Origin of the sequence: Actinomadura sp. CNU-125, assembly GCF_001942465.1 — a bacterium.
Taxonomy (GTDB): domain Bacteria; phylum Actinomycetota; class Actinomycetes; order Streptosporangiales; family Streptosporangiaceae; genus Spirillospora.
In genome coordinates this window covers 26,009-41,231 of the sequence record NZ_MKJY01000188.1, presented here as the reverse complement: position 1 = coordinate 41,231, position 15,223 = coordinate 26,009, and the positions used below count along the sequence as shown (strand labels likewise).

The following is a 15,223-nucleotide window of genomic DNA, read 5'->3' as shown; positions in this document are numbered from 1 at the left end:
GGGCTCAGTGGGTGAGGATCTTGGACAGGAAGTCCTTCGCGCGGTCGGTGCGCGCGTTGGTGAAGAACTCGTCCGGGGTGTTCTCCTCCACGATCTGGCCGTCCGCCATGAACACGACCTTGCGGGCCGCCTTGCGGGCGAACCCCATCTCGTGGGTGACGACGATCATCGTCATGCCCTCGCGGGCCAGGCCCGTCATGACGTCGAGCACCTCGTTGACCATCTCGGGGTCCAGCGCCGAGGTCGGCTCGTCGAAGAGCATCACCTTCGGCTTCATGGCGAGGGAGCGCGCGATCGCGGCGCGCTGCTGCTGCCCGCCGGAGAGCTGCGCCGGGTACTTGTGCGCCTGGTTGCCGATGCCGACCCGGTCCAGCAGCTCCATCGCGTGCTTCTCGGACTCCTGCTTGCCCTGCTTGCGGACCTTGACCGGCCCGAGCGTGACGTTCTCGAGGATCGTCTTGTGGGCGAACAGGTTGAACGACTGGAACACCATGCCGACGTCCGAGCGGAGCTTCGCCAGCTCCTTGCCTTCCTTCGGCAGCTCCTTGCCGTCCACCTTGATCGAGCCGCCGTCGATGGGCTCCAGCCGGTTGATGGACCGGCACAGGGTCGACTTGCCGCCCCCGGACGGGCCGATGACGACGACGACCTCGCCGCGGTCCACGGTGAGGTTGATGTCGCGGAGAACGTGCAGATCGCCGAAGTGCTTGTTGACGTTCTCCATCACGACGAGGGGTCCGCCGCCCGCGGTCTTCCCCTGCGGGGCGGAGTCGTCCGGCCCGTCGCCCTTGGTGAGCTCGGGCCCGCCTTCGCTGTCCGTCATGGGCTCGGACTTTACGACATGAGATTCGCAGAGCAAGTTTCCACGTGGTACCGATACGATCACGAAAACCCATATCGGCAAAGGCTTGCGACCTTCTTGGGGTAACCACTGGGACGCCCGTGACCACGGCGGCGTCCCGATCCGTGATGCGACGGTTACCGCGGCGAGACCCGTCGGCGGAGCGTGCCGCCGGAGCGTGTCGATCTTGCTCGGCGGGGCGCGTCCGGCGCGTACGCTTGGAACGTCATGAGTGCGCCTATGGAGACCGGCCCCCGCACGTACGAGATCCGTACCTACGGGTGCCAGATGAACGTCCACGACTCCGAGCGGCTGTCGGGGCTCCTGGAGAACGCCGGATACGTCCGCGCCGGCGATGCCGAGCCCGACGTGGTGGTGTTCAACACCTGCGCCGTCCGGGAGAACGCCGACAACCGCCTGTACGGGAACTTGGGTCACTTGCGTCCCGTGAAGGACGGCCACCCGGGCATGCAGATCGCCGTCGGCGGTTGCCTCGCGCAGAAGGACCGCGACACGATCGTCAAGCGCGCCCCCTGGGTGGACGTCGTGTTCGGTACCCACAACATCGGTTCGCTTCCCGCGCTGCTGGAACGGTCGCGCGTGCAGAGCGAGGCGCAGGTCGAGATCGAAGAGTCCCTGGTGACCTTCCCCTCGACGCTGCCGACGCGCCGGGAATCCCCTTACGCGGCCTGGGTGTCGATCTCCGTGGGCTGCAACAACACGTGCACGTTCTGCATCGTGCCGTCCCTGCGCGGCAAGGAGCAGGACCGCCGCCCCGGCGAGATCCTCGCCGAGGTCGAGGCGCTGGTCGGCGACGGTGTCCTGGAGGTCACCCTCCTCGGGCAGAACGTCAACGCCTACGGCTCGGGCTTCGGCGCGATGGCGGCGGCCCCGGACGAGGTGCGCGCGATGACGGCCGACGGCGGTTCGGCGTTCGCGGGGCTGCTGCGCGCCGCGGGCCAGGTCGACGGGCTGGAGCGCGTCCGGTTCACCTCGCCGCACCCCAAGGACTTCACCGACGACGTCATCGCCGCCATGGCCGAGACCCCGAACGTGATGCCGTCGCTGCACATGCCCCTGCAGTCCGGTTCGGACGCGGTGCTGCGCGCCATGCGCCGCTCCTACCGGCAGGAGCGTTTCCTCGGCATCATCGAGAAGGTCCGGGCGGCGATCCCGGACGCGGCGATCACCACCGACATCATCGTGGGGTTCCCCGGCGAGACCGACGCCGACTTCGAGGAGACGCTCCACGTCGTCCGGGAGGCGCGGTTCGCCTCGGCGTTCACCTTCCAGTACTCCAAGCGGCCCGGCACCCCGGCGGCCACCATGGACGGCCAGTTGCCGAAGGAAGTCGTGCAGGAGCGGTACGAGCGGCTCGTCGCGCTCCAGGAGGAGATCTCCTGGGCGGAGAACAAGAAGCAACTCGGCCGCACCCTGGAGGTCCTGGTCGCCGAGGGGGAGGGCCGCAAGGACGGCGAGACGCGGCGGCTGTCGGGCCGCGCCCGCGACAACCGCCTCGTGCACTTCCGGGCGCCCGACGAAGGCGTCCGGCCCGGCGACACGGTCACCGTGGAGGTCACCTACGCGGCGCCGCACCACCTCGTCGCCGACGGCGCCGTCCGGTCCGTCCGGCGGACGCGCGCGGGCGACGCGTGGGCGGCGCGGCAGGACGGCGGCGACGCCCCGAAGGGCGTCGCGCTCGGGATGCCATCGATCGGACGCCCCGCCGCCGCGGCCGCCGCGCCCGCCGGGTCGTCCGGTCCGGGCTGCTCGACCTGCCCCTAGGAGGCTCGGTCACGTGCTCATCTCGGCGGCGGTGTGCCCGCATCCGCCCATCCTGGTGCCCGCCATGGCGGGGGAGGCGGCGCGGGAGCGCGACGGTCTGCGCGCGGCGTGCGACGAGGCCGTCGGGCGGCTGGCGGCCGCCCTGCCGGACGCGCTGGTCGTCGTGGGCGGCGCACCCGGCACCGCCGTCCACCGGAGCGACGCCCACGCGACGCTCCGTCCGTACGGGCTGCCGTGGACCAGTCCCGACGTACCGGGCGAGGGCAGCGAGCCGCTGCCGCTGTCGCTGACGATCGGGCGGTGGTTGATCGAGCGCTACGGCGACCCGGCCGTCCAGGAGACGGGCTACCGTTCGGTGGCGTTCGACGCCTCGCCCGAGGAATGCCTGGCCATCGGCCGTGACGTCGCCGCATCCGCCGACCGCGTCGGCCTCTTGGTGATGGGCGACGGGTCGGCGTGCCGCTCCGAGAAGGCCCCCGGCTACCTCGACGAGCGCGCGGAAGCCTACGACGAGGCCGTGGCGCGCGCGCTCGGGGACGCGGACGCCGCAGCCCTGGCCGCGCTGGACCCCGGCACGTCCAGGGAACTGCGGGCCGCCGGGCGGGCGGCGTGGCAGGTGCTCGCCGGGGCGGCCGGCACCGGACGGTTCGGCGGCGAACTCCTCGCCGACGAGGCGCCCTACGGGGTCGCCTACTTCGTGGCGTCCTGGTCGGCCGCCCGGCCGGGACACGAGCAGGCGGGCCCCGGCCTGTAGCAGCCGGGACCCGGTCGGTTCGCCTTGGATCGGGCGGGGGTCAGGCGCGGCCTCCGGGGTCGTTCGGGCCCGGCTCGTCCATGCCGTGCTGCCCCGTGTCGCGCTGCCCCATGTCGCCCTGGCGCGCGTCGCCCTGGCCCATGTCGCCCCGGGCGCCGGTCTCGCCGCCGCCCCGGCCCTGCTGGTCGATGTAGTCGCCCGCCTTGCTCTGCGCCTTGTCGACCTTGTCGGCGTACTTGCCGCCCGTACGCTCGTCGATCATGTCCCCGGCCTTCTCCATGCCTTGCTTGGCCTTGTCGGGGTTCTGCCCGAGCATGTTCTTGACCTTGTCGACGATGGACATTGGAAAATCCCCCCGGATCCCTCGTCTCGGACGGCGCCGCGCGAGGTTCCCGCACGGCACCCCGTACAACCCGCCTATACCCGTTCTGTTGCCACAATTAAGCCCGTGACCTCTCCTGATGTGATCGCGGTCGTCGGCGCGACCGCCGCCGGCAAGTCCGACCTCGCCGTGGCACTGGCCCTGCGGCTCGGCGGCGAGGCGGTCAACGCCGACTCGATGCAGCTGTACCGGGGCATGGACATCGGCACCGCCAAGCTCGCGCGCGCCGAGATGCGCGGCGTCCCGCACCATCTGCTGGACGTCTGGGACGTGACGGCGACCGCGAGCGTCGCCGAGTACCAGCGGCTCGCCGCCGAGACGATCGCGGCGATCCGCGCGCGCGGCGACGTCCCGATCCTGGTCGGCGGCTCCGGGCTGTACGTGCGGGCCGCGGTCGACGAGATGGAGTTCCCCGGGACGGACCCGGCAGTCCGGGCGCGCCTGGAGGACGAGCTGGCGCGCGAAGGTTCGGCCGTGCTGCACGAACGTCTGCGTGGGGCCGACCCGGCGGCGGCGGAGGCGATCCTGCCGAGCAATGGACGCCGCATCGTGCGTGCTTGGAAGTCATCGAGATTTCGGGGCGCCCGTTCACCGCGACCCTGCCCGAGTACCGGTACCGCTACGGCACGGTCGTCCAGATAGGCGTGAGCGTGCCCAGGGACGAGCTGGACGAGCGCATCGCCGTGCGGGTGCAGCGCATGTGGGACGCGGGCCTTGTCGACGAGGTCAGGGCACTGGAGAAGCGGGGCCTGCGGGACGGGCTGACCGCCGGGCGCGCGCTCGGGTACGCCCAGGTGCTGCGTTACCTGGCGGGGGAGTGGACCGAGGAACAGGCAAAGGAGGACACGATCCGTACCACGCGGCGTTTCGCGCGCAGGCAGGAGTCGTGGTTCCGCCGCGACCCGCGCGTGCGGTGGCTTCCGTACGACGCACCTGACCTCGTCGAGCGCGCGCTTGCGCTCGTCCAAGACTGAGGTGGTCGGAGGGCCGCTTCGGAGCCCGGAAGGCGTCCCGGATCAATCGGGACACTTGCCCCTCTGCACCGGGACCCGCCCCCGCGTAATTTTCTTCTTGCACACCCTCTGGTGAATGGCCCGTACGGATCGAGATGGGAGCCTCGGTCCAGTGCGGTGCCAGAGGGCCGGTGGCGACCTTCTTGGCGGGGGGCGGTCACCGGCCCTCCCACCGGGTGGCGCGGCGCTTCGGCCGCGGGCCCGCGCGGAGACGACCTCAGGCGGCGTCGAGCGGCTGGACCCCGTTGACGGGGAGCCGGGCGCGGACGAGCGTGCCGCCCTCTGGGCCGGGCCCCACCGTGCAGGAACCGCCGAGTTCGGTCGCGCGCTCGCGCATCGACGCCATGCCGATCCCCGCGCGATCCTCTCGGGCAGCCCGACCCCGTCGTCGTTCACCGTGACGTGCAGGTCCCCGTTCAGGCACAGCCGCACCTCCGCGGACCGCGCGTTGGCGTGCCGGTGCACGTTCGTCAGCGCCTCCTGGACGATCCGGTAGGCGGCGACCTCGGCGGCGGCGGGCAGGCACCCGACCTCCCCCTCGACGTGCACGTCCACCTTGGGGCCGTCCCCGGAGGCGACGACGCCGCCGAGCGCCCGGATCGCCCCGGTCAGGCCGAGGTCGTCCAGTGCGGGCGGACGCAGTCCCTGCACCAGCTCGCGGATGTCGCCGATCGTGCGTCCCATGGTCGTGCGCAGGTTCTCCAGCAGCGCGTCCGCGGCTTCCGGGTCGGTCTTGAGGGTGATGCGGGCGGCGTCGACGGTCATCGCGAGGCTGGCCAGCGTCGGCCCGAGCCCGTCGTGCAGGTCGCGGCGGAGGCGGCGCCGCTCGTCCTCCCGGGCCCGCAGGATGCGCTCCTTGGACCGCTGCACGTCGGCGGCCAGCCGCGCCGCGTTCGCCAGCTCCGCGAGGTTGCGGGCGAGGATGCCCGACAGCCGCGGGTCCGGCGGCCGGGTGACGCCGAACCGCAGCCGTCCCACCGGCTCCCCGTGCCACACCAGCGGGATCAGGTGCGGGCGCTCGCCGGGCGCACCGTCCTCCGCCGAGATCATCCGGCCGTCGCGGTCGAGCACCTCGATGACCGCGCCCGACGCGTGCAGCGCCGACCGCGCGACCTCGGCGCCCACCGCCAGCGCGGCCCCCGGGTCGGCGGCGCTCTGCAGCCGCCGGTTGAGCCGGTCGGCGATCCGGTACGGGTCGCGCTCGCCGTGCACCACCCGGTTCACCGTCCGCTGGATGCGCCGCCGGGCCGGCTCGAACAGCGCGCCCGCCGCGATCGCCCCGGCCAGGCCGGCCAGCGTGCCCTGGCCCGCGACGAGCATGCTCGTCATGCCGAGCAGCGCGAAGTACACCCCGGTGATCACTACGGCGAGCCCCGCGTACACCAGCGTCCGGCTGACCACGAGGTCGATGTCGTACAGCCGGTACCGGGTGATGGCGAGCGCGATGCAGACCGGGACGGCCACGATCGTCAGGCTGCGCAGCGGATCGCCGATCGCGGTGTTCTCCCCGGCGTAGATGACCGCCTCGGCCAGCACGCCCGGGTAGACGACCCAGCCGATCTGCCGCCGCACGTCCGGCGACGACCGGACGAACCGGACCACGACCGACAGCACCGTCCCGGCCAGCGTGGCGAGGATCAGCGCGGCCACGGGCGCCGGAATCTGCGTGAACGGGTAGATCGACACCCCGTTGTGGAACCGGCGCGCGTCCGGGTCGATCGTCAGGTGGACGCAGACCACGACCGGCACCAGGCAGGCCATGGCCAGGATCGGCCGGAACCGCGCCGACACCAGCCGCCCGTCCGGGAAGAGCAGCGGCAGCACCAGCGTGAGGACGAACGTGTCGACCGCCCACAGCCAGGTGCCCAGCCACAGGAAGAACCCGGCGAGCGCCCATCCCCGCAGTTCCAGCCAGGGCCCCAGGTTCAGCGCCAGGACGTACACGGCCGCGCTGCGCCCGAGCCCATCATCAGCCAGCCGACCCGCAGGCGGGGCCGGTGCCGCAGCAGCAGGGCGGCCACGCCCGTCCAGCACAGCGCGACGAGGATCTCCGGATGCCACCACACCATCCGCAGGTCGGCGGGCAGGCGCGCGCCCACGGCGAGCGACGCGACGACCAGCGCAAGCGCGCCGAACGCGAGCAGGCGCGCCGCACGCCCCGCTCCGCGGCCCGCCCCGTGACTCTGGGCCACCGTCACCATCCTGGGCTCCCGGGTCAGAAAAGTAATGGAATGTTAAAGCGTCCAGGTCTCGGTCCTGCACTCATCAGGGCGTCCGTGTGCGGACAGCGTGGCCGCTTCCGGCCGCGACGGGCCGTGACCGGCCGCGCGGCACGGGTGTGCCGAGATATTAACCGGGCAAAACGGAAACTAGCCAAGAAAAGCCATGTCAGGGACACATACGGAACCTGGCGAAGACGCGCCGGAGACCGGACGCGCCGAACCGCCCGTCACGTCCGGACGTGACGGGCGGTTGGCGACGGCGTCGGCGTCGGCGTCGGCGGGCGAGCGGTACCGGTGCGGCGGGAGAAGGCTCGTCAGCTCCCGGCCTGCCGGGCCGGGGCGGGGAGGGCGGCCGCCAGGAGGGCGCGTACGCCGCGGCGGAGTTCGGCCGGGTCGACGTCGTCCAGGACGAGCCGCTGCAAGAGGAAACCGGGGACGACGCCGAACAGGGCCTTGCCCGCGGCCCGGGCGTCGGTGCCGGCGGGCAGGTGGCCGGCGTCGACCAGCCGCCCCACGTAGCGGATCCACGTGTCGCGCAGCGTGGTGATGGTGGCGGCGACGTAGCCGCTGATGTCGGGGTCGTACATCGCGAGCGCCCAGCCCTGCGGGGCCAGCCGCAGGATGCCGTCCCCGCCGGACATGTCCATGATGCGCGTGGCGAGCCGCTCGATGACCTCGTCGGCCGGCAGCAGGGGATCGCTGTCGACGAGGTCGTTCAGGTAGGAGTGGAGGTCGCCGACGACGGTCGACAGGATCGCTTCGATGATCTCGGTCTTGCTCTTGAAGTACCGGTAGACGGCCCCGGCCGAGAGTCCCGCCTCCGCGAAGATGTCCTGCATCGACGTCGCGTGGACGCCCTGGCGGATGAAGCACGCGCGGGCCGCGTCCAGGATCTGGCGCCGCCGCCGCTCCAGGTGCTCTTCGCTGACTCTCGGCATGGATCCCAATCTAAAACGAACGTCCGTTTCTTGACAAGCGCGGCGGGCGGTGTGACGCTCCTAAAGAGAACGGACATCCGCTTTTTTAGGAGCAGGTCGTGCAGTCCTCACTCGTCAAGCGCACCGCCGGGGTCGCCGTCGGCGCCGCGCTCGTTCAGCTCTTGATGATCGCCCTCTTCGCCTGGCCCGCCGCCCGGACGGCCCCGCGCGACGTCCCGATCGTCGTGGCCGGCCCCGGCGCCGCCGCGACGGCGCAACGGCTCGAACAGGCGAGCCCCGGCGCGTTCGACATCGAGATCCGGACGGGCGCGGACGACGCCCGCGCGGCGATCACCGACCGGGAGGCGTACGGCGCGATCGTCACGACCCCGGCGGGCCCGCAGGTGCTCACCGCGTCCGCCGCGTCCCCGATGGTGGCGCAGCAGCTCACCGCGCTCGCCGGGAACCTCGCCGGACCGCAGCGGGCCGCGCCCGTCCAGGACGTCGTCGCGGCCGACCCGGACGATCCGCGCGGCTCCGGGCTCGCGACGCTCATCCTCCCGCTGGTCATGTCGTCGCTCGCCGCCGCCGTGCTGCTGACGTTCGCGGTGCCGAGCGTCGCGTGGCGGGCACGCTCGCGCTGCTGTTCGCGTGCTCGGCGCCCTCGGCGTCGCGGGCGTCGCCTACGGGTGGCTGTCGCTCGTCCCCGGCCCCTTCCCGCTGGTCGCCGGTGTCGTCGCGCTCACGATCCTGGCGGTGACCGGCGGCGTCGCGGGCCTGCGCCGCCGCGTTCGGACGGCCCGGCCTCGGCCTCGGCGCGGTCGCGTTCATGTTCGTCGGCAACCCGATCTCCGGGGTGACCTCGGCACCGGAGATGCTGCCGGAGCCCTGGGGCGCGATCGGGCAGCTGCTGCCGCCCGGCGCGGCGGGCACGTTCATCCGGTCGGCGGTCTTCTTCGACGGCGCGGGCGCGGCCGTCCCGCTCGCGGTGCTGCTGGGCTGGGCGGCCGCCGGGTTCCTGCTGCTGGGCGTGGCCGGGCTCCGGGCGGCCAAGCGGGAGCCCGCCCGCGACCGCGAACCGGTGCCCGCCTGACCGCGATGCCGCGGGAGTCGCGGTTCGCCCGTCCCAGTGCGTGATCGATCGGTAGCCTTATGTGACCCGATCGCGTCGGAAGGGCGGACATGGCGGCGTTCCTGCTGCGCCGGACGGTACGCGCCGTCCTGCAGGCCGTGCTGGGGGCGAGCCTCGTCTACCTGCTGGCCGCCGCCGCGCTCGACCCGCGCGCCCACCTGGCGGGCCGCGCGCCGCGCCCGCCGGACGCCGTGATCGACGCCCGGCTCGCCCGCCTGAACCTCGACGCCCGCGTCCCGCCGTCCGTCCGCTACCGGACGTGGGCGGCGGGCGTCCTGCGCGGCGACTTCGGCCGGACGCTGGACGGGCGCCCCGTCGGCGCCGAACTCCGCCGGCGGCTCGGCGTCAGCGTCCGGCTCGTCCTGCCCGGCGCGGTCCTCGGTTCCGCCCTCGGCGTCGTCCTCGGCACGTGGGCCGCGGCGAGACGGGGCGGGGCCGCCGACCGGATCGTCTCGCTGCTCGCCTACGTGCTCGCGGCCGTCCCGGTGTTCGTCCTCGCCGTGCTCCTGCAGATCGCCGCGGTCGCCGTCAACGACGTCACCGGCGTCCAGGCGGTCACCTGGACCGGGGAGACGGCGCCGGGCACCGGCCCGCTCGACCGTGCCCGGCACATGCTCCTCCCGACGCTGGTGCTCGCGCTCGCCCACGCGGCCCCGCTCGCCCGCTACCAGCGCGCCCGGATGCTCGACGTGCTGACCGCCGGGTTCGTCCGCGCCGCCCGCGCGAAGGGCCTGCGCCGCCGCGGCGCGCTGCGCCGGCACGCCCTGCGGCCCGCGCTGATCCCGCTGACCGCGTGTGTCCCGCAGACCGCCGGGCTGCTGCTGCTCGGCGGCATGTTCGCCGAGCAGGTCTTCGCGCGGCACGGCCTCGGCGAATGGCTGGCCGACGCGGTCGCCCGCGGCGACGTCAACGCGGTCGCCGCCGTCGGCTGCCTGGTCGCCTGCGCGATCCCGGCCGCCGTGCTGGCCGGGGACGTCCTGCACGGGCTGCTCGACCCCCGCGTACGGGCCGCGTGACGCGCCGGACCGTCGCGGGCCTGCTGCTGCTCGCCGCGCCGCTCGCCCTCGCCGCCGCCGGACCGGCGCTCTCGCCGTGGGCATGGGACGACATCGACTTCGCCGCGTTCGGCGCGGGCCCGTCGCGGCGGCACTGGCTCGGCACCACGCAGAACGGGCGGGACGTGTTCGCCGTGACCGTGCACGCCCTGCGCCGGTCCCTGCTCATCGGCGCCGCCGTCGCCGCGCTCGCGACGTTCCTGGCGGCCCTCGTCGGCACCGCCGCGGGATTCGCGGGCGGCCGGGCCGACCGCGCGCTGATGTGGGGCGTGGATCTCCTGGTCGTCCTGCCGCCGTTCCTCGTCGTGGCCGTCCTGGCGCCCCGGACGGGCGGCGCCCTCGCGCTCGTCGCCGTCCTCGCCGCCCTCCTCTGGACGACCACCGCACGGATGGTGCGGGCCCTGACCCGCACGCTGCGCGAACGCGAGTACGTCCGGGCCGCCCGCCTCGGCGGCGTGAGCGCCCCGCGGACGATCGTCCGGCACGTCCTGCCGCAACTCGCGTCGCTGCTGGTGGTGGACGCGAGCCTGAACGTCGGGGCGGCGATCATCGCCGAGAGCGGGCTCGCCCACCTCGGGTTCGGAGTGCGGCCGCCCGGCGTCTCGCTCGGCACCCTGATCGCCGACGGCGGCACGGCCGTCCTCGCCCACCCCTGGCGGTTCGGGTTCCCGGCCGGGCTGCTGGTCGTGCTCGTCGTCGCCGTGCACCTGCTCGCCGACGGCCTGCGCGACGCCCTCGACCCCGCCGCCCGGTGACGGTACTGGAAGTCGCGGACCTACGGGTCCGCTACCCGCCGGACGTCCGCGCGGTGCGCGGCGCGGGCTTCGCGGTCGCCGCGGGGGAGACGCTGGGCGTCGTCGGCGCGTCGGGCTCCGGCAAGACCGCGCTCGCCCTCGCCGTGCTCGGCCTCCTCCCGGACGGCGGCGCGCCGACGGGTCGGTGCGGCTGCACGGCACCGAACTCCTCGGACGATCCGACGCCGACCTGTCCCGGACACGCGGCAAGGACCTGGCGATGGTGTTCCAGGACCTCTCCTCCCTCGATCCCTTCCAAAGGATCGGCGACCAGATCGCGGAAGCCGTCCGCATCCATCGGCGCACCCGTCGCACGGCGGCGCGCGCGCACGCCGTCGAACTGCTCGAACGCGTGGGCATCCCGGGTGCCGCCAAGCGCGCGCGGGCGTATCCCCACGAACTCTCGGGTGGGATGCAGAGACGCGTGCTGATCGCAATGGCGATGGCGAACGACCCGTCCGTCCTCATCGCCGACGAGCCCACCGCGGGCCTCGACGTCACCGTGCAGGCGCAGATCCTGGACGCGCTGCGCACCCTGCGGGCGTCCGGAACCGCGATCGTCCTCATCGCCCACGACCTCGGCGTCGTCGCCGGGATCGCCGACCGCGTCATGGTGATGCACGCCGGCCGCACCGTCGAGGAGGGCCCGGTCGAGGAGATCTACCGCGGCCCGAGGCACCCCCGCACGATCGACCTCCTGCGCGCGGCGCCCCGCATCGCCCGGACCCCCTCGGCGCCGCGCGCCCGCCCGTCCGGCCCCGCGGTGCTCGCGGTGAACGGGCTCGCCCGCGGCCACGGGCCGGTGCGGGCGGTGGACGGCATCACCTTCGACGTCCGGCGGGGCGAGACGCTCGCGCTGGTGGGGGAGTCCGGCTGCGGGAAAACGACCGCCCTGCTGGAGATTCTCCGGCTGTCGGCTCCGCGCCGCGGCCGTGTGACCGTCCTCGGCGAGGACACCGCCACGCTGCGCCGCGCCCGCCGCAAGGAACTGCGACGCGACGTCCAGCTCGTCTTCCAGGACCCGCTCGCGTCGCTCAACCCCCGAATGCGCGTCCGCGCCAGCATCGCCGAACCGCTGACCGCGTTCGGTTTGCCCGCACGACAGCGCGTCCGGGAACTCCTGGACCTCGTGGGGCTGGAGCCCGCCCACGCGGACCGCTACCCCCACGAACTGTCGGGCGGGCAAAGGCAACGCGTGGGCATCGCCAGGGCTCTCGCCCTGGAACCACGTCTCCTGCTCCTGGACGAACCCGTGGCGTCCCTGGACGCGCACGTGCAGGCGGGCGTGCTGAACCTCCTGCAAGAGATCCAATCCCGCTTGGGCCTCGCCTACGTGTTCGTCGCACACGACCTCGCGGTCGTGCACCAGATCGCCGACCGGGTGGCGGTCATGCACATGGGCCGCATCGTCGAACTCGGCCCGACCCCCGCGATCTACGAGACGCCTGCACATCCGTACACGCGCGCGCTTTTGGCCGCGATCCCGATACCCGACCCGATCCTTGAGCGCGCGCGCCCCCGCGTCGTCCTGCACGGCGACGTCCCCGACCCCGCGAACCCTCCCGACGGGTGCCGCTTCCGTCCGCGCTGCCCGCTCTATCCCGCGCTCGCCCCGGTGCAGCGCACCCCGTGCGACGCATCGGACCCGCAGCCGCGCGCCACGGCCCGTCCCGACCACCAGGCCGCCTGCCACCACCCTCTCCCCCCGCAAGGAGCCCACCCGTGACCCTCCGACAACGACCCGCCCGCCGCGATGCCCCCCACCCTGCCGTCCGGCTGCTTGGAACCGTCCTGCAGAGGCATATGGCCACCCGGGTTCGGTGGGGGATCGGTGTCGTGCTCCTTGCGGTGCCCGTTATGTGCGGGGGCGCCGGGTGCACCGGCGGCGGGGCCGAACAGGCGGCGACCGCCGTGTTGCCTCGTTCGGACGTCAATCCGATGCCGCGCGATCGTCTACGGGACGGGGGCAGGTTGCGTTGGGCGCTGCCGGAATTCCCCGTGCAGTGGAACTTCCACCACGTGAACGGCAAAACCGGATCGGCCGCACGCGTCCTGCAAGGGGTTCTGCCCTACCTCATGCGAGCGGACGAGAAAGGCGTGGTGCATTCTGTGCCGGAGTACCTTCGCTCGGCCGAGGTAAAGCGCACCGGGCGTGGGCAGACGGTCGTTTATCGGCTCAATCCGAAGGCGCGGTGGTCGGACGGGCGGGCCATCGGATACCGGGACTTCGCTGCGCAGGCGCGCGCGCTGTCCGGACGGGGTTCGCGGTACGAGATCGCCGACGACACCGGGTACCGGCGCATCGAGCGCGTCGAGCGCGGCGCGGACGAGCACGTCGTGAAGGTCGTCTTCGCGCGGCCGTACGCGGACTGGCGGAGACTGTTCAGCCCGCTGTACCCGGCCGCCGCCTACGCCGATCCCCGGGCTTTCAACCGCGGGTGGCGCGACCGGCTGCCCGTCACCGCGGGTCCCTTCACGGTCGCCGGCGTCGACCGGACGGGCGAGACGGTCACGCTCGTGCGCGATCCCGGCTGGTGGGGGCGGCCCGCGAAGCTCGACCGGATCGTCTACCGGGCCATGGACCCGGCGGCGATGCCGGGCGCGTTCGCCAACGGGGAGATCGACCTGATGGACGTCGGGCTGGACACCGGCGCGCTGCGGCGCGTCCGGCGGGCGTCCGGCGCCGAGGTGCGCCAGGCGGCCGGGCCGGACCGGCGGCTTCTCACGTTCAACGCCGGCGGGCCGATCCTCTCGGACGAGCGGGTCCGGCGCGCCGTGATGCTCGGCATCGCGCGGGAGACGATCGCCCGCTCCGACCTCGCGGGCCTCGGAGTGCCTGTGCGGACGCTCGGCAACCACTTCTACGTCAACACCCAGCAGGGCTACCGCGACAACTCGGGCACTTTCGGGCGCCATGACCCGGCGCGGGCGGCCCGGCTCCTGGACGAGGCGGGCTGGACGATGCGGGGCCGGTACCGCGTCAAGGACGGGCGGACGCTCGCGCTCCGGTTCGTCGTCGCGGCCGGGCAGCCGATCGGTACACGCGAGGGGGAACTGGCGCGCGCGCTGCTCGAACGTATCGGCGTCCGGGTGGATATCGAGCCCGTTCCGGCCGAGGACCTGTTCGGGCGGCATGTCACCAAGGGAGACTTCGACATCGTCCCGTTCTCGTGGCTCGGGACCCCGTTCCCCGTGTCGTCGATGAGGGCGGTTTACGCCCGTCCACGTGAAGGGAGGGTGCAGCAGAACTATTCAGGGGGCGGGACCGCGGCCATTGACTCGGCCCTGGAACGGGCCCTAACGACGATGGGATCGGAGGTTCACGTCCTTGTGAACCGTGCCGATCGTCTGGTCTGGCAGGAGGCGCTCGTCCTGCCGCTGTACCAGCGTCCCCAGCTCGTCGCCGCGCGCGCCGACCTCGCCAACATCGGCGCCTGCGGTTTCCACCAGCCCGCCTACGAGGACATCGGGTTCACTCAGGACGCCCCGGACGACGACGGGTAGGGCAGTTCGATGCCCGTGAGGTCGCTGGTGTAGCGGGCGTTCCACACGAACAGCTTCAGGTCGCCCGCCGACACGCCCGTCCGGACCGGAAGGTCGGAGGCGATCCGCACCAGATAGGACGCGCCCGCGGGCATCATCCGCGTGCCGGCCTCCTCGAACGGGGGCTCGGCTCGGTCGACGCGGGCGATGATCTCGCTGTGGTTGGGCAGCGTGCACATGTCCTCGGGGATGCCGCTCTGCGGCATGCACCGCTCCTGCGCGTCCTTCGGCACCTGCGCCTCGGGCATGAACAGGTCGGCCGGGAAGTCGAGGAGGACGGGACGGCGCTGCGTGTTCGTCAGCACGTAGTCGGCGTAGGCGTACGTCGTCCCCGAGGGCGGCGCCTCGGTCGCGCCGAGCGGCTTCGCGTCCGTCCCGGACCCGACGGCCGCGAGGCTGTAGCCGTACCCCTCCGGGGTGGTGAAGCTCACGGACGCGCCGGTCTCGGGCGCGGGCCGCGAGCCGACCGTCGGGGAGGCGCCGCTCGCGCCGCTGGCCCGCGCCGGTTCCGACCCGCCGCCCGCATCGCCGGATCCGGGCCGCAGGACGACGATCCCGGCGGCGATCGCGGCGATCCCGACGGCGCCGGTGAGCGCTCCGGCGAGGCCGAGCCGGCCGGCGCCGGTCCGCTCCGGTTTCCGCCGCCTGCGTCCCGCGGACCGCGGCTGGTTGCCGTACGACATGGTCTCCGTGCTCCCCTCGGCCCGCCTGCGTTCGGATCGGTTACTGGGTGCTGCCTGTGGGCGGCCAGTTACGATACCGGACACCCGATTTCATGTCGGACG

The 15,223-nt window shown here is 73.3% G+C and carries 14 protein-coding genes and 1 pseudogene; 9 read left to right on the top strand and 6 right to left on the bottom strand.

Annotated elements, in window-relative coordinates; translation table 11 throughout:
- Positions 1–4 precede the first annotated feature (4 nt).
- Entirely contained in the window at positions 5–724 is a 720-nt protein-coding gene (locus BJF79_RS21900; protein WP_262402392.1) for an amino acid ABC transporter ATP-binding protein, read from the bottom strand.
- Positions 725–1,069: 345 nt separating this feature from the next.
- Between BJF79_RS21900 and miaB the strand changes: the two genes are divergently transcribed.
- Together miaB and BJF79_RS21890 are read left to right on the top strand one after the other, a co-directional pair.
- Entirely contained in the window at positions 1,070–2,626 is a 1,557-nt protein-coding gene (gene miaB / locus BJF79_RS21895; RefSeq protein ID WP_075900054.1) for a tRNA (N6-isopentenyl adenosine(37)-C2)-methylthiotransferase MiaB, read from the top strand.
- 13 nt (positions 2,627–2,639) lie between these two features.
- Positions 2,640–3,380 (top strand): class III extradiol dioxygenase subunit B-like domain-containing protein, encoded by a 741-nt coding sequence (locus BJF79_RS21890; RefSeq protein WP_075900052.1) that lies wholly within the window; start codon positions 2,640–2,642, stop codon positions 3,378–3,380.
- A gap of 40 nt (positions 3,381–3,420) precedes the next feature.
- Here BJF79_RS21890 and BJF79_RS21885 read toward each other — a convergent pair whose 3' ends face one another.
- Positions 3,421–3,723, bottom strand: coding sequence for an antitoxin (locus BJF79_RS21885; RefSeq protein ID WP_075900078.1), 303 nt, complete (start codon positions 3,721–3,723; stop codon positions 3,421–3,423).
- Between the two features lie 120 nt (positions 3,724–3,843).
- On the opposite strand from BJF79_RS21885, the pseudogene miaA reads away from it, so the two are divergent.
- Positions 3,844–4,736: pseudogene (gene miaA / locus BJF79_RS21880) on the top strand (tRNA (adenosine(37)-N6)-dimethylallyltransferase MiaA).
- Between the two features lie 42 nt (positions 4,737–4,778).
- Here the strand turns inward: miaA and BJF79_RS21875 are convergent.
- The 3 genes from BJF79_RS21875 to BJF79_RS21870 form a co-directional block, all read right to left on the bottom strand.
- Positions 4,779–6,719 (bottom strand): sensor histidine kinase, encoded by a 1,941-nt coding sequence (locus tag BJF79_RS21875; protein WP_262402389.1) that lies wholly within the window; start codon positions 6,717–6,719, stop codon positions 4,779–4,781.
- Positions 6,701–6,967, bottom strand: coding sequence for a hypothetical protein (locus BJF79_RS61050; RefSeq protein WP_262402388.1), 267 nt, complete (start codon positions 6,965–6,967; stop codon positions 6,701–6,703). Before BJF79_RS61050 ends, BJF79_RS21875 begins: the two co-directional genes overlap by 19 nt.
- A gap of 344 nt (positions 6,968–7,311) precedes the next feature.
- Positions 7,312–7,935: a TetR/AcrR family transcriptional regulator gene (locus BJF79_RS21870; RefSeq protein WP_075900050.1), complete on the bottom strand. Its 624-nt coding sequence runs from the start codon at positions 7,933–7,935 to the stop codon at positions 7,312–7,314.
- A 98-nt stretch (positions 7,936–8,033) separates the two neighbouring features.
- Between BJF79_RS21870 and BJF79_RS21865 the strand changes: the two genes are divergently transcribed.
- The 6 genes from BJF79_RS21865 (at position 8,034) to BJF79_RS21845 (ending at position 14,399) form a co-directional block, all read left to right on the top strand.
- Complete coding sequence (locus BJF79_RS21865; protein WP_083733650.1) at positions 8,034–8,774, top strand: hypothetical protein; 741 nt, start codon at positions 8,034–8,036, stop codon at positions 8,772–8,774.
- Positions 8,744–9,007 carry a hypothetical protein gene (locus tag BJF79_RS61045; RefSeq protein WP_083733649.1) on the top strand — a complete coding sequence of 88 codons (264 nt, stop codon included), beginning with the start codon at positions 8,744–8,746 and terminating at the stop codon, positions 9,005–9,007. Before BJF79_RS21865 ends, BJF79_RS61045 begins: the two co-directional genes overlap by 31 nt.
- 89 nt (positions 9,008–9,096) lie before the next feature.
- Entirely contained in the window at positions 9,097–10,062 is a 966-nt protein-coding gene (locus tag BJF79_RS21860) for an ABC transporter permease (RefSeq protein ID WP_075900048.1), read from the top strand.
- Positions 10,059–10,856 carry an ABC transporter permease gene (locus BJF79_RS61040; protein ID WP_262402387.1) on the top strand — a complete coding sequence of 266 codons (798 nt, stop codon included), beginning with the start codon at positions 10,059–10,061 and terminating at the stop codon, positions 10,854–10,856. Before BJF79_RS21860 ends, BJF79_RS61040 begins: the two co-directional genes overlap by 4 nt.
- A 184-nt stretch (positions 10,857–11,040) precedes the next feature.
- A complete protein-coding gene (locus BJF79_RS51255) occupies positions 11,041–12,621 on the top strand; it encodes an ABC transporter ATP-binding protein (RefSeq protein ID WP_075900046.1) in 1,581 nt (526 codons plus the stop codon).
- A 371-nt stretch (positions 12,622–12,992) separates the two neighbouring features.
- A complete protein-coding gene (locus BJF79_RS21845) occupies positions 12,993–14,399 on the top strand; it encodes an ABC transporter family substrate-binding protein (RefSeq protein ID WP_262402386.1) in 1,407 nt (468 codons plus the stop codon).
- Here the strand turns inward: BJF79_RS21845 and BJF79_RS21840 are convergent.
- Positions 14,372–15,121, bottom strand: coding sequence for a hypothetical protein (locus tag BJF79_RS21840; RefSeq protein ID WP_075900042.1), 750 nt, complete (start codon positions 15,119–15,121; stop codon positions 14,372–14,374). The genes BJF79_RS21845 and BJF79_RS21840 overlap by 28 nt on opposite strands.
- Positions 15,122–15,223: the final 102 nt, after the last annotated feature.